We start from the raw sequence: 18,855 nt of genomic DNA on the forward strand, positions 1-18,855 counted from the left end.
TCGTCACTTGAGTTATACCATCTGTAGCCTATCTTTGGAGATTTGGTATTATTCAGCCATTTCTAGATAAATTGACTAAAATTGTCGCTTTAAAATTTGCGTTTTCAGTGATCGCAGCCCTGCGATCACTGAAACCCTTGGTTGATGCCGCTTTTAATGTATTGCTAAATACGTTAGAGAACGAAATTTGCAGAATTTGAGAGTTTAGGTGATTATCTATCTTGCAAGTGACAACTTCAGAAGAGAATTTCGCTATGTTTGAAAGATAGCGAAATTTATTCCTAAATTCTGATATTGTCCGAATCGCTGGTCTAATTCATCCCGCAAGGCATGTCCAGGTTAATCTTTCCAAGGAACTCTTACTATGGAACCTGAATTGAAACAAGTGGAGTATTCAGACAACTCCCCCACTAGTGTCGCTGAGCCTACGACTCCTGCCATTAACCTAGAAGATGCAGGTTCCTTAGCGACAGTCTCTCCTGAGCAAAACGAGCAATGGCGTCAAGTAGGCGAAAAAGCTTACACGATCTTGTCTGCGCTGCCAGAGTATCTAGGAGCGTTCTTCTCGGAATATCGCAAGCCTCTTATAACGGTGGGTTTAGTTTTCGGATCGATTGTTTCCGTGAAGCTAACCTTAGCCCTCCTGAGTGCAATTAACGATGTTCCCCTTCTGCAACCTACCTTTGAACTGATTGGGTTAGGATACACCGCCTGGTTTGTTTATCGCTATCTCCTGAAAGCTTCTAATCGTCAAGAACTGGGTCAAGAGTTCGACAAACTTAAGAACCAAGTTGTTGGTAACGAGTAGTCTTTCACCTCTAATATCTTCACCTCTGTGATATGAAGTGCTGAAAGGGACGCAAAAAGCGTCCCTTTCTTCGTTGCGCAACGACGCATTTGCGATACAAAATTTGGGTGAGCAATCCTCTAAACTTCGCGATCGCCTTCAAACACTTTAGCTAGGCGAATAAGAACCACGATTTAATCTAAATAGAAAATCTCCTATCCCTCTATGCCGCCCTTCATTGTCTCTCCTCGTCGTCCTCTCCTCGCTTGACCTTTGACCCAACTTCCTTCATATTCAGTGAATAGATATCTACCAATTTTTTATTTCTCTACCAGGAAAAGTAACGCTTTATCACGGTCAGGCACAGCAGAATCATAAATCGAGTCTGTAGTCATAATAATTTAGTATTCATTGTTAGGGCGAGTTATGCGACTGAGAGTTCTAGGAGCTATTGGGATCAGTGTGATGATGGCACTGCCTGCTCAAGCACAAGTTACAGAAGTGCAGGTAGGACGAGCGGTAGAAGCCCTTCGCCAAGCCTCAAAGCCAGATAAACCAACTCCCAATTTATATAGTGATTGGCAGGTTGAACCCGCTAACATCGGTCGGTGGTCAAGGCTATGCACAGGACGAGAAGTGACGCCGCTCCAGTTTCAAAATAGTCCTGCAACGGCGCGATCATTAGTGACATGCGTTGTCCGCGATGTGCTGAAGCAGGAATACAAGGCGAGCCGCAATAATGAATTGCTGGCAGTTCAGCGCTTAGCAGCGTGGTGGTTGACGGGTAATTCTAATCGATACAATAGCCCTGAAGCGTCGCCCTATGTCAAGAAGGTGAGTAGTGCTTACCAGTCCATAGGGCCGATCGCGGCTGTTCGCAGCCCAGAAACTCCTGCCAAGCCAACCAGTCCAGCCGCGCCCACAACTCCTGCCCAAGCGCCGAAGGTTACACCAGGAAAGCAGACAACGTTCTACGATCGCTACATGCAAGCGGGCTATGCTGCCACCCAGAAGAAGGACATGCAGACTGCCATGCTCTACTTCAAACGAGCCTTAGATGAGCGTCCCCAAGATACCTTTGCATCTCAAGCAATTCGGAACTTGGAGGCAGCTAGTAAGCCCAACCGAGCCACAAATCCTACCCCTGCCAAGACTGATCCTGTGAAACGCTAAACCCGCCGTGACTGCGTTTAGATTCTGTTGCCTTTCCACACTGACTATATTTTTGCCTGAGAGATTGATCTATGAATCCGTTCTTGAAATTTCTGGTCGCAGGCGCATTTCTAGCCTACAGTCCTTCTGCGCTAGCCGTAGAGTGGACTAAAATTACTGAGAATTCTGTTAACGATAAGTTCTTTGTCGATGTCAGTTCGATTCAGCGTAACGATCCGTATGTTTGGTACTGGGAGTATCGAGAGTTTCCAGGGCCTAACAATGCGCTGTTAGACACGACGGTAGAGCAGCCCATTTACGGAGCGGTTATGCGTTGGTCAGTCGATTGTACGAGTAAGACGCAGCGGCTGCGAAAGGTGAATGCCTACACCAAAAATCGGCAGTTGATCCAAAAGTTTGATTATGGGGATAGTGGCATGCTCAGCCAGCCTAAACGGGGAAGCAGCGCATTTACAGTAGTAAATTATGTCTGTAGCCCAGAAACGAACGCTGCTCAAGCTAAGCCAGCTCAACCTCAGTAAGCCTGTTTAAAACTCAACCTTTTTAGAAGAATGGGGAAGATGAACACTTCATCTTCCCCATTCTTCTTCTGCTTAACCACGATTGCGCTCTAACAGAAGCATCATCAACAAGCTGAGCAAAACTTGAGGTTCTTCATCATGGCCCAGTTGATCGACCTGCTGAATGGAGAACACTCTTGATAAGAACGTGGGCTTTTTAGAAAGCCGCATCACGGTTCTGCCATCCGGGCGATTCACTAAATAGGTTGGGTTAAAGAAATACCCAGTAAACATTCCAATCACAGGAACCTCTGCAAACAGGGTATCTACTACTTTGACCCAAGGATTTTCTTCTTGAATGGTAAAAGCGACGGTTCCGCCGTCTAAAACATCATAGTGAGTTCGCCAGAGCGATCGCATTCCTTGCCGTTTGACCGCACCCAAGGTTTTGCCGTTGGCATCTGAGAAGTGGTAGCAGGCGGAGAAGTCAATAATGCGATCGGCTTTGATCTCATAGACAAGAGTGCTACGCTGGCTGTCTGAAAAAACGTGAATGGCTTCTTTCAGTTTGAACAGTTTTTGGCGAACGTATAAAACAACGTTGCCTTGAGCATCTTTTACTGAAATCTGGGGGGCTAATGCCCAAAATTTGAATGTGAGTTCCAAGGGATACTGCATACTGTTGTGGAGTAAAGATCTGCATTCAGTAATTCCCAAGGTAGGAGATCTGGGAACAGCAGAAGATAGGGTAGATGATCGGTTCAAGTTCCTAAACAGGATTCATCAAACAGGCAATAAAAAAGACGCAGGTACTAAAAACCGCGTCCGTTTGTAAGATTGTGAACAAAAGCAGGATGCTATTCGTGTGAGACGGACAACATAACTTTGAAAACAAGTTAGTTATCGTAGGTACTTCGCCTCAGCTTCAAGCATTTTTAGCAAGTTCTCGTCCCCTCTAGCTCTTGCAGCTTCCATACGGCGCTGAAGATTTTTTTGAAGATTTTCGCGATGGATATTCGCAACTTCTGTAGAATTAAAACGATTTCTGTTCATTGTAAACATTCCTAAAGGTAAAGGTGTGCATGCTCTTAATTCAATACTAGCATTTTAGGATCAAACGGTAGTTTAAGCTACCAAAGTTTACAGTTAACCTTATTTTTACTTCGGAAATAAAATCTGATTGAAACGGCTAAGAACGAAGCTATATATGATTCTTACTCTTTTGACCGACTTTGGATTAAGCGATAGTTATGTGGGGGTTATGAAGGGCACGATCGCGGGCATCAACCCGGCACTTCATGTGATCGATCTGACTCATCAGATCCCGCCTCAAGATATTGCTATGGCACGATTTCAGTTGATGAGCGCCTATCCTTACTTTCCGTCGGGGACAGTGCATGTAGCGGTGGTTGATCCTGGGGTGGGCAGTTCGCGGCGATCCATCGCGATTCAGTGTGAGTCTGGATTTTTAGTTGGGGCGGACAATGGTTTGTTTAGCGGGGTGTTGAGTCAGACAAGCGCGATCGCGGCTGTGGAGTTGACGAATTCTAACTATTGGCGCACTTCCACTCCAAGCAACACATTTCATGGGCGGGATATTTTTGCTCCGGTGGGCGCTCATTTAGCAAGCGGAGTGGCGATCGAAGAATTGGGAGATGCGATCGCGATCGATACTCTAGTCCAGCTTCCAATTCCAGAGGTGGTTTCGACACCAATGGGAGTGCAAGGCGTGGTGCAAGCGATCGATCACTTTGGCAATCTGATTACAACGATTGAAGGACAGCACGTTCGCGATCGCAACTGGTCGGTTGAGTGTAATCTCAAGCGGTATCCCGGTCAGCAAACTTACGCAGATGCGGCTCCGGGAGAGATGATTGGACTAGTTGGCAGTCACGGCTGGGTTGAGATCGCCGTGAATCGGGGTCATGCTCAAGCTCAGTTAGGTCTAGTCGTAGGTAGTCCAGTCAGAGTTAGGTTCGCTTAGCGACGGATTTGACCAATGGTTCGAAGGCGGGAATGAGGTCAGCATAGCTAACGACCAGTGTGGGATACGATCGCTGGGTGTAGTCTTTGCCGACCGTCAGCGGAAAGGTTGGCTCTGATTCTAAAGAGTACCAAACTGCCCCCGCCGCTTGCACAATCACCCACACGGCGGCAATGTCCCAAATCTTTGGAGTGGCTTCGACGCTGCCGAGCGTGACGCCTGCCCCTACAGAGAGCAGATTGTAGGTGGCAACACCCAGAATGCGAATTTTGGCAGGAAACGGATTCTTGAGAATGCTGACGCTGCGAGCGCAGATGTTAAAGAATTCGTTGTTAGATAGGGTGGCTCGGCTTGCTTGAATCGGCGTGTTGTTGAGAAATGCACCCGACGGCATCTCTAAGTCTGACTTGCCTTGCCAGAAACCATGAAACGCTTGTTGGAGCGGCGGCAGGTAAACGTAGCCAAAGACGGGCGTGCCGCGATAGAGCAAGCCCAAGGAAATTCCCCAAAGGGGTAAGCCGCGGGCAAAGTTGGTGGTGCCGTCTATGGGATCGATGATCCAGCACCATTCGGTGTCGGGGAAAATGTGTTCGACTTCTTCACTCAAGACGCCATGATCGGGAAAGGCTTGTGCGATCGCATTCCGTAATTCTGCATCTGCCCACTGGTCGGATTGGGTGACTAAGCTACCGTCGTCCTTTTCGGATGCGATCGCGTGTCCAAAGTCTTGAAGGAGCTGAGCGCCGACACGCTGAGTGGTGGATTCGGCGAAGGATTTAACAGTCGTCCAAAAATCGGGCATGAAGGGGATGGAAGATGGGGGGTAAGCGATGATGAACCTCTGCAACGCTCGTGATCAGGAATAGCGGCTTGAGGTTCTGACATCAGTAATCATAGTGTATCGAGCCTCGTCGGTTTGTGGAGGATTGAGTGTGAAGGATTACGCTAGGTTGGTCGAGATTCAGCTTTCGAGCGTGAATTTCTGTGGGCTAGTTGAGGAAGGTAAACCTTTAATGACAAAGGTTGAAGGTTCAAGCGCGAAGGTTTGAACTTCAAGCGTGAATGTCTGGGCTTCAAGCGTGAAGGTTTGAGCTTCAGCGTTGAATGTTTAAGCTTCAGCGTTGAATGTTTAAGCTTCAAGCGTGAATGTCTAAGGTTCAACGTTGAATGTCTGAGGTTCAAGCGTGAAGGTTTGAACTTCAGCGTCGAATGTCTGAGCTTCAGCGTTGAATGTCTGAGCTTCAAGCGCGAATGTCTGAGGTTCAACGCTGAATGTCTAAGCATCATTGCTGAACCTTAATCCATAGCCGCGCTAGTTTGACGAGAGAGCAGGTGCAGGCGCAGATTTGGCAGGCTTACTCCGAAAGGCTTTGAATAAGTTGCCGAGTTGTTCTGAAATAGTTTTCAAACCGGGGGTTTTCTTGGCGGCTGTCTTGATGTAGTCATAGACCGTTAAGCTGCTGCTCATCGCTTCGCTGCCGACCGCTAGAAGAGTATCATCGACTTGCTCAGTCAGTTGAGTGAGCAGCATGAGGAGTTCGCTGAGGTCAGTGGCGAGTTGATAGTCGTTGGAAAACCCTTGCAGGTCAAAACTAGCCGGAAGAATGTTGGGATTGCTTTGAGCCGCTGAGAGACTGTTTTGCACAAAGGCAAGGCGTTTGTCGCCCATTTTGTAGAGACGTTGGCGATCGTCAGCACTGAGGGTAATGAGGAAGGGCATCTTTTGTTGAATCAGTGCGATCGCTTGCTTAATGGCTTGACGATCAGAGTCGCTCAGCGTGGTGTTGATGTCTGTGTAAGGCATGGGTAAATCTTTTAATCATGGATTATGAGATGCGTTGAGGGGGTTAGTGTAGAATTCCCGGCGGGCAAAGGGCAGGAACATTACGGCCACTTTCGAGTCCAACGGTAGAGAAGAGCAGGTATAAAATGAATCTTGCATTCGATTCTTTGCATGGCAGCCTGCTCTGAAGCAAAGTCCGAGCTAAGCAGGAAAAACCTGTCTCAACAAACGACAATCGTTTCCTTGCTCTCCTCAACAAACTTGAGGTAACCAATCTTCGAGAGAGTTGCTGGTGAAATGGCAGTGCATCGAATCAGAACTGCTAATACACGCCTTGATTTCTCTAGCTTTTGTCAGGAATGCTTAGAGTTGCTATTGATGTAATAGATTAAACCTCTGCGATCGCTAGACTACCCAAAGCAGCTTAATCAGCATAGTGCGGATCAAACATGAAAGATTCCAAAGAACTTTTTGACTACTGGCACGAACAAGTGCGGCTTAAAAACTTTGATCTCATTGGTGATTCACAGCCTGTGCCGACTCAGGACTTACGGCATAACTGTACAAATTACGACGAATTGCGGCATCTGCGTGAAGTGCTGCTACTAGATGAAGAAGAGAGAAGCAAAGTCATTGCCGTAATCAAATATCAATGTACGGCGCAAGTGTTGCAGCGCCGGGTCGGACTCCTACGGGAAAAGACAGACCAGCAAGAGGAAGCTTACCAAGACCTAGAGCAAAAGCAGTCTCGTTTTCTACAACTCCTTCGCGTTTTGCAGCAAAAACTACTCGGCAAAGATCAAGAACTTGCGAAGCTACAAAATCGCATCACTGGGCTAAAGACTGAAAATGAAGCCCTCAGAGCCGAAGCTGAAAACACTAAAGCTTATGCGGAATTGCTCCAAGAGCTTGAATCACTAAGAAAACAGTACGAGAGCGAGAAAAAGAAAAGAGAAGCACTCGGTCGAAATAATCAGCGTTTGGGAGGACAAGTCTCTCATGCCAAACGAAATAAACAGAAACTCGACGAAGCAAGAGCGGCTCTTGCAGAATGTCAACGGCAACTCACGAACCTAGCCCAAGACAATCAGCGTCTTCAGCACGAAAACCAATTGCTGCTTGCCAAACTAGAAGAGGTTCAGCAATTTCTTAAACAGAACAGTCATGAGAGCCGCAACCATGAAACTTCATGAACTGAAAACTCAAGTGTTTGAGTTGGCTGAGGTAGAAACAACTCAACAACTCAAGGCGAAATGTGCAGCCCTGCGATCGCTAGATATGCGCTACACAGCTTCTTGGGAAAAGGCGCTAACCGTTCTCAAACCCTCTGACTCTGAGTTTCAAGCTTGGCTCGACAACCCTCCCGAAGAGTACCGCGAAGTGTTTGCTGAGATTGACACAACGGCTAAACAGTTTGATCAAGTGTTGACTCAGGCGCGGCAATTAGGACAAGACATCAACGCGATCGCGGAGAGTCTTGAAGAATCTGTTGCTGACTTAGAAGCCGAAGCAGAACAGTTGCAGCAAGAAATAGAGGTCGGTCGCCGAGTTGCTAAGCAAGCGGAGCGAAACTAGAGGACAAAATCCGCCTCTTTAACAGTCCGTACTGCTTCGATCAAAATGACGTTAGGAGATGCAGTCCGCTTGCAGCACAATCACACTTTCACTTTCAAATGCTGAGCAGTCCTTGATTCGCGTTGTCAATGCAGGGACTTTTCCTTGCTGCAAACTTGTTAACGCCTGATCAAAAGCTGGCTGAAAACTTTGAAGCCATGTCTTGTCCGTCAAATACTGAGGCATAAACGCCGCGCGATCGAGCAACCAAAAATCAACGCCATACTTGCGGATCACTTGCTGCACGGAGGCTAAGTTTTGGCTGTACTGAGCCTGAATTAACTCAATGCTGCGCTGACGAATTTGGCGATAGTAGCCGAGATGAAACGGAAGCGCATATTCTTTCCCAACCAAAACAGGTCGTTGAGCAAACGTTGGAATATTGTTTGCCTCATCCGAGAGCGTTGCAATCAGGCTATCTTGAGGCTGTTGCTGTAGAAACTCGTAGAGTGCCGCCTCGCCTGACACACGATAGTTCGTCGCTGGAAAATTTCGCGTCACCGTCGGAAACAGAAAGAAGACTGCCCCAACAGCGATCGTCAACGTGAGTTTCCAGACCACCGATTTCCAGCGACCAGACCTCGCGAGTTCTGCACACGCGAGCAGCATTGCATCTAGCAAGACGGTCAGCACAATGCCCGATGCGATCGCTAAAACAATGCGCCACGTATGAGTCGTGTATCGAGTTGGAAAAAATAGCCTCAGCAACAAGGCATGAGCCGCTAAAAACAGTCCCAAAGAAACTAGCGCCGTTTGAGCGAGAACGACGACTTCACCTTTAAGCTGTTTGACCAATGGAAAACGTGACGATCGCGACACGATCGGTAACGCTAACCCAACCCAGATCAGCGGCGGCAACAGTGGCGGTAAGATGCCGCTATGTTGTCCGGTCAGCCAGAACCTCCAGGGGTTGGGATCAAAATAAGGATGTCGTCCACCCGGATAAAGTTCTGGCATCGTCAACGCTTCAGCCTTAGTTACAAGCGGAGCAAACTCAGAGGAAGAAACCGCATAGGGCAGGAGTGCCAAACACGCCAATCCTGCTGCCACTCCAAACCGTAGAATGTGTCCCGGCTGAAACCGAGGTCGCCAACGTTGCCAGTTCCACAACCGCAGAAACAAAACTGCGATCGTAATGAACACCAACGGCGGATAAATGAAAGCTTGCAGCGCGATCGTGATCATCACACCCAGCCGGACACGGCGCAGCAAATAATATAAAAACGCCAGAAACAGCGGATACACAAACGATCTCGGAGTCGAAGAACTCAAATCATCTCTAAACCACAAACTTTGATTCAGCAACACCATTGCCATAAAGCCAGAGGCAGGCACTGGAAACAGTTGCAAACAGACGCTAAATCCGTAAAGCGTCGTTAGTACGCCCAATATCATGGGCAGAAGCTTACTCAACAAAAGTGGTTGAATGCCGAGAGTTGCCACGAGATGGTAAATTGCCGCATATCCGCTAGGCGTAATCGATTTAAAGTAGTCGGTAATTAAATCCTGCGGAAATAAGGCTGGATTGACAAATTGCTGCATCCAAAACACATACTCTCGGGCATCGTCTTGAACAACATAGTCAGCTCTAAACGCTTTTTGAAGTCCTAAACTGCCGTAATAGATAGCAAATCCGAAGCTTAGAGCTAGCCAAACTGCGGTTCCATCGGAGTTGCGCTTTGCGCTAATCGCGATAGACGTGTCGCGACGAGAGGTCTGATCAATCGGCGTGGTTAAAAGGCGACGCAGACGCAAAAATGGCATGACTCGTTCGGTAAGATTTCAGTCTGTCCTAGTCAGCATCGTTTTGGATGACTGCCGCGATCGCATCTTTTGCATTCGCGCGAAACTCTTGCACGCTGACTCGACTCAGCAACCAAACCGCTAAAACCATACAGCACGCCTGCAACGTAAACACTAATCCATACGCAATGACAAGATTAGGGGACAGCCGTTTACCTACATCAAGCGCGGCTCCACCGATCACAGTAGACAGTCCTTTCGCCAACGCTTGAGATAATCCCCACGCGCCGATAAATGTCCCTGCCGTTTCTGCCGCCGTGAAGTCGAGCATTAACGTCAGCGCTCCAGTGGTGGTTACACCAGAGGCTAAACCAAAAATCAAAAGCGCTAACTGCAATGCTTTAGGATTTGCCGTGAATCCCGCGAGAATCACCCAAATCAGAGAGGCGGCGGTTAGCAAACAGCCCCACTTTGCCGTTCGGCGTTTGCCGATTCGTGGACTCATCAGAAAGCCTGCAATCATAATCCCAATCACCGTTCCAGTCCCCCAGAACGCATTTAGGCTCGCGGTTGCACCAATCGGCATTTTAAACACATCGCCGCCATAGGTTTCCAACACCGGATCTTGCATAAACAAGCCCAGCGTCATGGCGACTAGAAACGTAAAAAATAGCTGAGTTTGACGACTAGCGGTTAGAATTCGCCACGCTCGCCCCAACGAAAGCTTACCCTCGGTATTGATCACCGATCGCGAAGCAAACCGTGAATACTTGCGCTCAACGCCCCAGGTAGCGATCCAAGCCAGACCCAAGACGATTAGCGGCACAATGATAAACAATCGATTCACCGCCGCCTGAATGGCTTCGATCGAGGCATCAATCGAAAGCCTTTTCAGCAAAACGCCAATAATAATCGCCCCAATAATTGTCCCGCCAATTAGCATCGACCAATCGATCGCGATAACCTTCGAGCGATCCTCTTCTTCGGTCACATCCACCAACAGTGTTGCAAACGGCGTGGAGCAAGCACTGACGGCAATTCCGTATAGCCCGAACATCAGCGCGAGAAAGCCTAACCAACTATAGGTTTGAATCGTCCAGCCCGTTGCTTGCAAACTCGCTCCCGCTTGCCACATCACCTGAACCGTGAGATAGGCCAAAATCGCCAAACTCGCGGCTCCAATCAAAACATAGTTCGTCCGGTGCATTCCCCAAAGCGGCTTTGAGTCGGAGAGTTGACCAAACACAATCCGAGCTGGGGCCACAAACAGCGTTAATGCCAAAATCACCGTGGCGATCGTCGCGGGCACTCCCAATTCTCGAATCAACACGCGATTGAGCACGCCAAACACCAGCACCGACATCATGCCAAGTCCCATCTGAAAGAGACCCAACCGAACCATGGTGAGGATACTCAATCGAGGCAGCCTGACGCTGTTCCCGCCTAGGGATGAATCTGAAAAATCATTGGTTTCCATGGCGATCAAAGCCTTCTAAGAATGATTCTAGATAAGTCTTAATTGTGCATTTCTCTAAGCTATCAGGTTGAAGAGGCATTGTTCGCGTCGGCTCAACAAAAGCATAGCTTCAGCCTTGCGATAGTGAGTTCTTTAGGAGCGATTGTTACACTATGTAAAGAAGATGTGTAAAGAAAGTTTTACAAAGGAACCTATGGAAACCACAACTCAAACTCTCACCTTGGGTACGACGGATATCGTCGTGCCCCCGATTGCCATTGGCACATGGGCTTGGGGCGATTCATTATTTTGGAGCTACGGCAAAGAGTACAGTGAACCACAACTGAGAGAAGCCTTTGAAGCCGCGATCGCGGCTGGCGTCAATTTCTTCGATACAGCAGAAATTTATGGGTTAGGCAAATCGGAACAGTTTTTGGGCCAGTTTATGAAACAGACTGGGCAACCCGTTTCTATTGCCACCAAATACATGCCGTTGCCGTGGCGATTCTCAGCGCAATCGGTGCATGACGCCATTACAAACAGCCTCAGCCGCTTACAAGTCGATCACATCGCGCTCTATCAGGTTCACATGCCGTTCGATTTCTTCATGGGCAAGAAAGCTTTGATGGACGCGTTAGCAGACGAAGTGAAACGCGGTCGGATTGGCGCGATCGGCGTCAGCAATTATTCTGCAAGTCAAATGCGCGAAGCTCAGGGCTACCTTGCCGCAAAAGGTGTACCTCTGGCCGTGAATCAAGTGCGCTATGCCTTAATCAATCGCGAGATCGAGACCAACGGAATTTTAGAGACTGCGCGCGAGTTGAACGTCACCATTTTGGCGTATAGTCCGTTGGCACAAGGGCTGTTGACCGGAAAATACACGCCGGATAACGCCAACCAAGTCACAGGCGCTCGCAAACTTGACCCCAAATTTAGCCAACATGGGTTAGAGCGGCTCGCTCCAATCGTACAGAAATTACAGCAGATTGGTGAAACCCACGATCGCACGTCTGCCCAAGTTGCGCTGAATTGGCTGATTGCTCAAGGGAATGTGATTCCGCTTCCGGGTGCTAAAAATGCAGAGCAGGCACGGCAAAATGCGGGGGCAATGGGCTGGTCGATGAGCGATGACGAATGGACGCAACTCGATGTGTTGACGCGATCGTACCGATAGGAATTAAGTTAAGACCGGGATTTGCCCTCACCCTAGCCCTCTCCCTAGGGAGAGGGAACTAAAGCGCTTACTCTCTTTTCCTTGAAAGAGAAGAGTTGGGATGAGGGCAACTTTACTGATGATGAGCAACGAAATAGGCTTGCTAAACATGAACAAGACTAGAGGGCTCTGACGCGACTTCGGATGAGGTTAGCGGGTCGTAGCCGAGTTGCTGCGAAATTCGTTCTCGTGCGATCGCTCGGTACTCCAAAAAATGTTCACCTGTTGCGCACAAGCCAAGGTACACATTCAAAAATTGCGGTTTTTGAGTCAAAATCACCCACAACTGTCGCCAAAACTGCTTGCGAATTCCAGGGCGACGAATGCCTTGCAGCCAAAGCAATTGGCTCATTAGCCTCAGTCCTTTACCGGGGGGAAAGTGCATATTCTGCTGGAGCCTGGGATTGGGGGTGATTTCTAGGCAATGCTGAAAACAGCGTTTCAGATAGTTGGCAGGTTCGTACATCGTCCAAAGTGCGGTGAGATATTCCTTGGCAATATCACCGATGGGACGGGTCGGGGTAAAGTTCATGAGCGTATTTTGATCCCCCACTTCCAACGCTCCGTGGATCGTTTGAAAGAGGCGTTGTTCCTGATCTAGACGAGTCCACAATGCGGTATTAGGCAAAGCTTGCAACACCCCTAGCATCGGCTGTGGAATGCTTGTTTCTTCAACAAAGGCTTGAATGCGATCGCCCGCGCCGTCTCGCTCACCATCAAACCCAATAATAAACCCAGCATAAATCAGCAGTCCTGCTTTAGTGATGGTGTTACATGCCTCTGCAAGAGAGTGGCGCGTGTTCTGATATTTGTGGGTCACTTCCAAACTGTCTTGATCGGGCGTTTCAATACCGAGGAAAACACCATAAAATCCTGCCTGTGCCATCAGATCCAACATCTCAGCGTCTTCAGCGAGATTAACTGAGGCTTCGGTGAGAAACGTGAAGGGGTAGTTGTGCGATCGCATCCACGGAATTAGCTCTCGCAAAAATCGTTTGACGTTACGCTGGTTGCCAATAAAGTTATCATCAACGATTAACACAGAGCCACGCCACCCCAAATCGTAAAGAGTTTGGAGTTCCGCTAACGCCTGCTCCGGGTTTTTCGTGCGAGGTTTGCGACCGTAGAGCGTGATGATGTCACAAAATTCACAGTTAAACGGGCAGCCACGCGAAAACTGAATTGCCATCATCAGATATTCATTGATGTTAAGCAAGTCAAATCGGGGCATGGGGCTAAGCGTAACATCGGGCTTTTCGCTGGCTCGAAATATTTTAGGTGATGGCTCTGAGGGTGATGGTTCTAGTACAGATTCTTGAGCGTGAGATTCGGCTTGCAGCGCTTCTAAAAACATTGGCACTGTCAGTTCGCCTTCATCCAAGATCAAATACTGTGCGCCCGATGCGATCGCGTCTTGCGGAATCGAGGTGGGATACGGGCCGCCTACCGCAACTTTCTTGCCCGCTTGCACCGCTTTGCGGATTAGATGATGAAAATCATCTCGTTGCGCCAGCATAGCGGAGAGAATGACCAAATCACACCAATCCCAGTCGGCATCGGTTTCGGGATTAACGTTGCGATCGTAAAAGCGAATCTCCCAATCTTGGGGCAACAGTGCGGCGACGGTAATGATCCCTAATGGCGGAATGAACGCCTTTAGGTTCGCCATTTCCATAAAGCGATCGTAAGACCAAAACGTTTGAGGAAAGCAGGGGTAGAGTAACAGTGCCTTCATATTCTGTCCTTGTAAGTGAAATGGACACGAATTGAGATTCACCTTCTGTTATGTCTATGTTGCGGCTTAGCGATTCATCTTTTGATTCGTCTTCGCAATGATGGGTCTGTTGTAGATTTAGCGCTACCGGGATTTGGATCAAGCCGCAAACCATTGCGATATCTGCCAAAAACGACGTTTTGGCAGATGTCTACCTAAAACGCTGTTTTGAGGGAAACGATGACTACCTTGAGTCGCCGTAGACGTGTTTCCATCCAAACACAAAATAGAATTTGAAGTAGCGTTTGGTAATTTAACGAAAAGGTTTGCAATGATATGTTACTGACCGAACCGGAGTTTGCCTTGAGAACAATACCCCTATAACGCCCTCAAGACGTAGCTCTGAGTTATCTCAAAGTTTCTGGAGGTGCGACGCTGAGGGTCACATTTGCAGAGCGGGATTGGTTACTCTGAGATTTAGCATTTGGAGTCGTCACCCGTGGCGAATTTAAATCGATCGCGTTAGGCAGAGGAGCGGGAGCAGGCTGATGAGAAAGCCATGCTATCCCCCCCGCCAGCAGGGCAGCATACCCCACATAAAGATGTGCTGGACGAAGAGCAAGATGACCGAAACTAATGGGAGAAGAAGACTTAGTTTGAGGATGATACCAAGACGGCAAGATTGCTTTTACCGGATCGGGAGTAGGCACAGTGTCTAATAATTGCTCAGCGTTGAGATTCAGAGCTTTTGCGATGCGACGAATGAAACCACGCAGATAAATGTCTTCCGGCAAATGAGCGCCGTGTCCTGACTCGATCGATTGGAGTTGATGCAATGGCACAAGCGTCTTGCTACGCAATTCTTCAAGTGACATCAGTTGTGCTTCTCGTGCAGTACGAATTCGATCGCCTAAATGATTTAATCCGACTTGCCGTTGCTGTTCTTCGAGATCAATTCGATGAGATGGATTGGCTCGTTTGCGCCAGCCTGGAACAAGATTCAGCAGATCAGGATCAGAGTCATCTGAAGACTCAATTCTAGGTTTCTGAACCTGAACTGGTGCTTGAGGCTTGACCTCTGCTAAAGGTGCTTCTACTGTGTCTAGCTGCTGAACCACTTGCCGCAAGGCTAAGCGAATCGCTTCCCGTCCTACGCTTTTTAACAAAAACTGAACGCTGGCGGCTTCATTTTGGGCTTCTTCTAACCGCGCCATCGCGCCTCGAAACACATCACTCTGGTATAGCTCTGCTTCAACTTGACTTAGCAGTTGCTTAAATCCCTCTATTGGCAGTTCGGCTGTGTCGGTATTGCTTGGAACTCCAAAACAGAAGGCGGTATCTTGTGCCAACATCTCCCCATCCTCAAAAAATATAATCTACTCAACGCTGATCTCCCGTACTCCGGCGGCCGTAGTTAGGCTCGGTTACGAGGAGATACAGAATCCAAATTCTCTTACGTTCTTTTTTCGCTAGATTGTTCGGTCTTCAGGATGGGTTTGAAAAGTTCGGGTAAGTTTTTAACAAATTCCAGTATTACGTAGATAATTGGTTAGCTTTTTGTGCCCAATACACATCATTATCAGTAATTCCACCTGAATCGTGGGTGGTGAGATCAATAGTGAGACGGTTGTAGACATTGAACCATTCGGGATGATGCCCCATCGATTCTGACACCAATGCCAAGCTAGACATAAAGCCAAACGCTTCAACAAATGAGGCAAATTTGAATTCTTTGTGCAATTTGCCGTCTTTAACCGTCCAACCGTCGAGTTGCGCGAGGTGAGCCTCTAGGTCTGAGGGAGAGAGTTTTGGAAGAGTCATAGCTGGAGAGAGGGGGTCAACGGCAGGGGTAAAAATAGCTACACGGCATCAAGTACTCAGGGCGGCAGGTTTGACAGAGAGTTCAGTACGATTAGTACCGATCGCAACTTCATAGGAAACGCCAGGTTGGGGTTCTACCACTTGTGTCGTTGGGTGATGTTGCGCTAATTTCTCTCGAAATTTATTCGGTGAGCCGATCGTGTTTAGCACTGACACTAACATTCCCTCGAACGTGATATCGCCTCCGGCAGCAGTCGGGATCATCACTTGAGGGTGGACAGCTTGCGCGAGTTTCAGCCCGTTCTGATTGCCTTTGATGATAGAACCAACTAATGGTAGTGCCAGATCGATTTGAGGTGTGATCACGACATCAATCGGTGCAAATTCCTTCAGCCTAGAGTCATGGAATCCGTGAGGTTCATAATAAAGCTTCATTCCCGTGTCTAATGCTGTGAATAGATAGCCATTCTCTTTGGTTGTCGGACCGACCAGAGAACCGACGGTCGCTAAGATTTGAACCTGGTCTGCTAGGGTGAAGGTTTCACCATGAGCAAGGGCAGTGACCTGATCAAATCCGAGGGATAAAGCAACCTTAGCGGCACTAGGCGACGCTACTACGGGAATTGACTTATCTAACTGTTTCAACGTTTCGGGATGAGCGTGATCTTCGATGCCTTGAGACAACAGAATCAGATCGAGGTTCTCTGGAATGGGGCGATCGCGCGATCGCGAACCGCGAAACAGCCAGGTTAGATTCGCAAATATCAAGTCACCAACCAGCCACGGATCAAGCAATATTCGCTTCCCCGCAAGCTCGATTAGCCAAGAATTATTGTCTAACCACGTTAAATACATTATCGAAATCCCTAACCTGAATGCCCATCTCAAGCTTAAAAGATTGGCTACAAATTTACCTCAAAAGTTTCTCCCATCGTTGTCACCTGGTCGCCGTTGCCTAATTTTCGGCCGCGCTGGGTTTCAATTTTGCCATTTACCCGCACTTCTCCGTCTTGAATCAGGAACTTTGCCTGTCCTCCAGTCTGAGCAATGCCAACTAATTTAAGAAATTGGTCGAGCTTAATTGTCTCTTCGCCATTCATATTGACTTGAACCTAGCCTTTGAACTTTACTCTATCGCGATTTGACAACTCCCCGTAACAAGGGAATTCATAAGGCCAGCCGGTTGAGCGTTATAAATCGCACCAACCCCACCGCCCGGCACCTAATACTTAAATAATTAGAGATTTTATTGACCTCGCTACCTCAGGGGTTTTACGGTAGCTAGAGATAGAGTGTGTTCAGATCATTTCTTTCCGTTTGACCTTGGGTTATCAGTTCCCCAGCTAATTTTACGGAGCAACCAGTTCATGCTAGACGCCTCCTCTAGCGAGAATGCATCTCTCGCGAATCGATCTCCATCTGTGCCCTTAGAAACCGACGCGACCTCTCATCATCCTCATGAGGTTGAGCTTGATCTTGATACAAGAGAACCTTCCTCGCGTTTTAATGCTGATCGAGACGAACAGCCTATAAAGAGCGACCGCTTCTCGGTGTCACGTCACGTGGCTCACCCAGACTCACTTCCTGCGATCGGGGATGACGATCTTTCAGCGCTTACGTTTCTGTTTGACCGATACGAGATGTCGGAAGTTGAAGCCGATCTCGATCGCGCTCTAGCGAAGCTAACCCCCGAACCTTACTGGGAAGATGAAGAACTGGAGGTCGTGCATCACGATTAGGCAGCACCAACCGCGTTGATGGCAGCTTCGAGCGCGATCGCAACATGCGTCCAATGCGTTCCTCCCTGGCAAAACACCGTGTAGGGTTCTCGCAAGGGGCCATCTGCCGAAAATTCTGAGGTGCTGCCATCGATAAATGTGCCGCCTGCCATCACCAATTCGCTTTCATACCCCGGCATTCCTGATGGAACCGGGTCCAAGTAAGACCCGATTGGGGAATGCTGTTGAATTGCGCGGCAGAACGCAATCACTTTTTCGGGCGATCCTAGTTTTATGGCTTGAATCACATCCCGACGCGCTGTCAAGGGAGCGGGATTCACCGGATAGCCTAACTGGTCAAACACATATGCCGTCAAATGATTGCCTTTTTTCGCTTCCCCCACCATCTGCGGCGCGAGAAACAAGCCCTGAAACAACAAGCGATTTTGATCAAACGTCGCTCCGCCAGAACTACCCACTCCAGGAGCCGTTAATCGACATGCTGCCAGTTCGACCAAATCCGCGCGGCCTGCAATGTATCCTCCTGCCGCTACGATCGTGCCTCCCGGATTTTTGATCAGCGACCCTGCCATCAAATCGGCTCCGACGGCAGTCGGTTCCCGCTCATTCACAAACTCGCCGTAGCAATTATCCACAAAGCAAATAGTGTTCGGATTTTGCTGTTTGACGTAGAACACAATCTTTTCAATGTCGTCAATCGATAGGCTGGGTCTCCAAGAGTAGCCGCACGAGCGCTGAATCGTCACCATGCCGGTGTGGGGCTGGATTGCAGACCTTAACGCTTGCCAATCGATAGCTCCTTCTGACGTAAGTTCTAACTGTCGATAAGAAATTCCGAAGTCCTTTAAGGAGCCTTGAGCCTCACCCCGGATACCAATCACCTCTTCAAGGGTGTCGTAAGGCGCACCAGCAACGGAAAGTAGCTCATCGCCAGGGCGCAAAACCCCATAGAGGGCCGCCGCGATCGCGTGAGTCCCCGACACAAACTGAACCCGGACGATCGCGGATTCTGCGCCAGCGATTTCGGCGAAGACCCGATCCAATACTTCACGCCCCAAATCATCGTGCCCGTAGCCTGTAACCCCTGAAAAATGGTGTACTCCAACCCGATGGCTGTGATAGGCACTCAGCACTCGACGGAGGTTTTTCTTGACTTGAGCATCAATATTTGAGAACGTCTCGGAGAGGGATTGTTCTGCCTGTTGTACTAGCGTTGAGCCGTCCATCCTGCCTCTTTTAATTATTCACAAACGTTAAAAAACGTTTACAGTAGAGATTGCGAACCATTTTGCCCCGTTTGGAATCCTGTCCAGCGCGATCAATGAATT

General features: G+C 48.6%; 20 protein-coding genes. 8 read left to right on the top strand and 12 right to left on the bottom strand.

The features are described 5' to 3' along the window. Positions 1 to 364 precede the first annotated feature (364 nt). The 3 genes from AC5I6P_RS21815 (at position 365) to AC5I6P_RS21825 (ending at position 2,481) form a co-directional block, all read left to right on the top strand. Positions 365 to 808, top strand: coding sequence for a CAAD domain-containing protein (locus AC5I6P_RS21815; RefSeq protein ID WP_495695868.1), 444 nt, complete (start codon positions 365 to 367; stop codon positions 806 to 808). A 405-nt stretch (positions 809 to 1,213) separates the two neighbouring features. Next, positions 1,214 to 1,960 (top strand): hypothetical protein, encoded by a 747-nt coding sequence (locus tag AC5I6P_RS21820; protein WP_495695869.1) that lies wholly within the window; start codon positions 1,214 to 1,216, stop codon positions 1,958 to 1,960. A 71-nt stretch (positions 1,961 to 2,031) separates the two neighbouring features. Continuing rightward, positions 2,032 to 2,481, top strand: coding sequence for a surface-adhesin E family protein (locus AC5I6P_RS21825; RefSeq protein WP_495695870.1), 450 nt, complete (start codon positions 2,032 to 2,034; stop codon positions 2,479 to 2,481). Between the two features lie 72 nt (positions 2,482 to 2,553). Here AC5I6P_RS21825 and AC5I6P_RS21830 read toward each other — a convergent pair whose 3' ends face one another. Continuing rightward, the gene (locus AC5I6P_RS21830) at positions 2,554 to 3,138 is read right to left on the bottom strand and encodes an LURP-one-related family protein (protein WP_495695871.1); all 585 of its coding nucleotides are present in this window, start codon (positions 3,136 to 3,138) and stop codon (positions 2,554 to 2,556) included. Between the two features lie 222 nt (positions 3,139 to 3,360). Next, a complete protein-coding gene (gene pirA / locus AC5I6P_RS21835) occupies positions 3,361 to 3,522 on the bottom strand; it encodes an arginine synthesis PII-interacting regulator PirA (protein WP_495695872.1) in 162 nt (53 codons plus the stop codon). A 145-nt stretch (positions 3,523 to 3,667) separates the two neighbouring features. Here pirA and AC5I6P_RS21840 point away from each other — a divergent pair, with 145 nt between their 5' ends. Then, a complete protein-coding gene (locus tag AC5I6P_RS21840) occupies positions 3,668 to 4,444 on the top strand; it encodes an SAM hydrolase/SAM-dependent halogenase family protein (protein WP_495695873.1) in 777 nt (258 codons plus the stop codon). Here the strand turns inward: AC5I6P_RS21840 and AC5I6P_RS21845 are convergent. Together AC5I6P_RS21845 and AC5I6P_RS21850 are read right to left on the bottom strand one after the other, a co-directional pair. Beyond that, a complete protein-coding gene (locus AC5I6P_RS21845; RefSeq protein ID WP_495695874.1) occupies positions 4,431 to 5,246 on the bottom strand; it encodes an inositol monophosphatase family protein in 816 nt (271 codons plus the stop codon). The genes AC5I6P_RS21840 and AC5I6P_RS21845 overlap by 14 nt on opposite strands. 510 nt (positions 5,247 to 5,756) lie before the next feature. Then, entirely contained in the window at positions 5,757 to 6,248 is a 492-nt protein-coding gene (locus AC5I6P_RS21850; protein ID WP_495695875.1) for a hypothetical protein, read from the bottom strand. Between the two features lie 428 nt (positions 6,249 to 6,676). Between AC5I6P_RS21850 and AC5I6P_RS21855 the strand changes: the two genes are divergently transcribed. Continuing rightward, complete coding sequence (locus AC5I6P_RS21855) at positions 6,677 to 7,420, top strand: hypothetical protein (protein WP_495695876.1); 744 nt, start codon at positions 6,677 to 6,679, stop codon at positions 7,418 to 7,420. Next, positions 7,407 to 7,802 carry a hypothetical protein gene (locus AC5I6P_RS21860; RefSeq protein ID WP_495695877.1) on the top strand — a complete coding sequence of 132 codons (396 nt, stop codon included), beginning with the start codon at positions 7,407 to 7,409 and terminating at the stop codon, positions 7,800 to 7,802. The genes AC5I6P_RS21855 and AC5I6P_RS21860 overlap by 14 nt, the downstream gene beginning before the upstream one ends. A gap of 51 nt (positions 7,803 to 7,853) precedes the next feature. Here the strand turns inward: AC5I6P_RS21860 and AC5I6P_RS21865 are convergent, their stop codons facing one another. Beyond that, entirely contained in the window at positions 7,854 to 9,605 is a 1,752-nt protein-coding gene (locus AC5I6P_RS21865) for a hypothetical protein (protein ID WP_495695878.1), read from the bottom strand. A gap of 28 nt (positions 9,606 to 9,633) precedes the next feature. Continuing rightward, entirely contained in the window at positions 9,634 to 11,061 is a 1,428-nt protein-coding gene (locus AC5I6P_RS21870; RefSeq protein ID WP_495695879.1) for a BCD family MFS transporter, read from the bottom strand. A gap of 193 nt (positions 11,062 to 11,254) precedes the next feature. Here AC5I6P_RS21870 and AC5I6P_RS21875 point away from each other — a divergent pair, with 193 nt between their 5' ends. Further along, positions 11,255 to 12,214, top strand: a complete 960-nt coding sequence (locus AC5I6P_RS21875; RefSeq protein ID WP_495695880.1) for an aldo/keto reductase — start codon at positions 11,255 to 11,257, stop codon at positions 12,212 to 12,214. Between the two features lie 142 nt (positions 12,215 to 12,356). On the opposite strand, the gene AC5I6P_RS21880 is transcribed toward AC5I6P_RS21875, so the two are convergent. From AC5I6P_RS21880 to AC5I6P_RS21900, 5 genes are all read right to left on the bottom strand, one after another. Beyond that, positions 12,357 to 13,988: a B12-binding domain-containing radical SAM protein gene (locus tag AC5I6P_RS21880; RefSeq protein WP_495695881.1), complete on the bottom strand. Its 1,632-nt coding sequence runs from the start codon at positions 13,986 to 13,988 to the stop codon at positions 12,357 to 12,359. Positions 13,989 to 14,374: 386 nt separating this feature from the next. Next, positions 14,375 to 15,319, bottom strand: a complete 945-nt coding sequence (locus tag AC5I6P_RS21885) for a helix-turn-helix domain-containing protein (RefSeq protein ID WP_495695882.1) — start codon at positions 15,317 to 15,319, stop codon at positions 14,375 to 14,377. Positions 15,320 to 15,500: 181 nt separating this feature from the next. Beyond that, complete coding sequence (locus AC5I6P_RS21890; RefSeq protein ID WP_495695883.1) at positions 15,501 to 15,788, bottom strand: 4a-hydroxytetrahydrobiopterin dehydratase; 288 nt, start codon at positions 15,786 to 15,788, stop codon at positions 15,501 to 15,503. A gap of 48 nt (positions 15,789 to 15,836) precedes the next feature. Continuing rightward, positions 15,837 to 16,643 (bottom strand): MBL fold metallo-hydrolase, encoded by an 807-nt coding sequence (locus AC5I6P_RS21895; protein WP_495695884.1) that lies wholly within the window; start codon positions 16,641 to 16,643, stop codon positions 15,837 to 15,839. 47 nt (positions 16,644 to 16,690) lie between these two features. Then, positions 16,691 to 16,888, bottom strand: coding sequence for an RNA-binding S4 domain-containing protein (locus AC5I6P_RS21900; RefSeq protein WP_495695885.1), 198 nt, complete (start codon positions 16,886 to 16,888; stop codon positions 16,691 to 16,693). 267 nt (positions 16,889 to 17,155) lie between these two features. Here AC5I6P_RS21900 and AC5I6P_RS21905 point away from each other — a divergent pair, with 267 nt between their 5' ends. Next, a complete protein-coding gene (locus AC5I6P_RS21905; RefSeq protein ID WP_495695886.1) occupies positions 17,156 to 17,527 on the top strand; it encodes a hypothetical protein in 372 nt (123 codons plus the stop codon). Here AC5I6P_RS21905 and AC5I6P_RS21910 read toward each other — a convergent pair. Further along, positions 17,524 to 18,753, bottom strand: a complete 1,230-nt coding sequence (locus AC5I6P_RS21910) for a methionine gamma-lyase family protein (RefSeq protein WP_495695887.1) — start codon at positions 18,751 to 18,753, stop codon at positions 17,524 to 17,526. The genes AC5I6P_RS21905 and AC5I6P_RS21910 overlap by 4 nt on opposite strands. Positions 18,754 to 18,855: the final 102 nt, after the last annotated feature.

The sequence above is a fragment of the Myxacorys sp. genome (genome assembly GCF_059501405.1).

Coding starts and splice junctions, on each gene's coding strand:
- AC5I6P_RS21815 (WP_495695868.1), top strand. CDS start 365: ATGGAACCTGAATTGAAACAAGTGGAGTATTCAGACAACTCCCCCACT.
- AC5I6P_RS21820 (WP_495695869.1), top strand. CDS start 1,214: ATGCGACTGAGAGTTCTAGGAGCTATTGGGATCAGTGTGATGATGGCA.
- AC5I6P_RS21825 (WP_495695870.1), top strand. CDS start 2,032: ATGAATCCGTTCTTGAAATTTCTGGTCGCAGGCGCATTTCTAGCCTAC.
- AC5I6P_RS21830 (WP_495695871.1), bottom strand. CDS start 3,138: ATGCAGTATCCCTTGGAACTCACATTCAAATTTTGGGCATTAGCCCCC.
- pirA (WP_495695872.1), bottom strand. CDS start 3,522: ATGTTTACAATGAACAGAAATCGTTTTAATTCTACAGAAGTTGCGAAT.
- AC5I6P_RS21840 (WP_495695873.1), top strand. CDS start 3,668: ATGATTCTTACTCTTTTGACCGACTTTGGATTAAGCGATAGTTATGTG.
- AC5I6P_RS21845 (WP_495695874.1), bottom strand. CDS start 5,246: ATGCCCGATTTTTGGACGACTGTTAAATCCTTCGCCGAATCCACCACT.
- AC5I6P_RS21850 (WP_495695875.1), bottom strand. CDS start 6,248: ATGCCTTACACAGACATCAACACCACGCTGAGCGACTCTGATCGTCAA.
- AC5I6P_RS21855 (WP_495695876.1), top strand. CDS start 6,677: ATGAAAGATTCCAAAGAACTTTTTGACTACTGGCACGAACAAGTGCGG.
- AC5I6P_RS21860 (WP_495695877.1), top strand. CDS start 7,407: ATGAAACTTCATGAACTGAAAACTCAAGTGTTTGAGTTGGCTGAGGTA.
- AC5I6P_RS21865 (WP_495695878.1), bottom strand. CDS start 9,605: ATGCCATTTTTGCGTCTGCGTCGCCTTTTAACCACGCCGATTGATCAG.
- AC5I6P_RS21870 (WP_495695879.1), bottom strand. CDS start 11,061: ATGGAAACCAATGATTTTTCAGATTCATCCCTAGGCGGGAACAGCGTC.
- AC5I6P_RS21875 (WP_495695880.1), top strand. CDS start 11,255: ATGGAAACCACAACTCAAACTCTCACCTTGGGTACGACGGATATCGTC.
- AC5I6P_RS21880 (WP_495695881.1), bottom strand. CDS start 13,988: ATGAAGGCACTGTTACTCTACCCCTGCTTTCCTCAAACGTTTTGGTCT.
- AC5I6P_RS21885 (WP_495695882.1), bottom strand. CDS start 15,319: ATGTTGGCACAAGATACCGCCTTCTGTTTTGGAGTTCCAAGCAATACC.
- AC5I6P_RS21890 (WP_495695883.1), bottom strand. CDS start 15,788: ATGACTCTTCCAAAACTCTCTCCCTCAGACCTAGAGGCTCACCTCGCG.
- AC5I6P_RS21895 (WP_495695884.1), bottom strand. CDS start 16,643: ATGTATTTAACGTGGTTAGACAATAATTCTTGGCTAATCGAGCTTGCG.
- AC5I6P_RS21900 (WP_495695885.1), bottom strand. CDS start 16,888: ATGAATGGCGAAGAGACAATTAAGCTCGACCAATTTCTTAAATTAGTT.
- AC5I6P_RS21905 (WP_495695886.1), top strand. CDS start 17,156: ATGCTAGACGCCTCCTCTAGCGAGAATGCATCTCTCGCGAATCGATCT.
- AC5I6P_RS21910 (WP_495695887.1), bottom strand. CDS start 18,753: ATGGACGGCTCAACGCTAGTACAACAGGCAGAACAATCCCTCTCCGAG.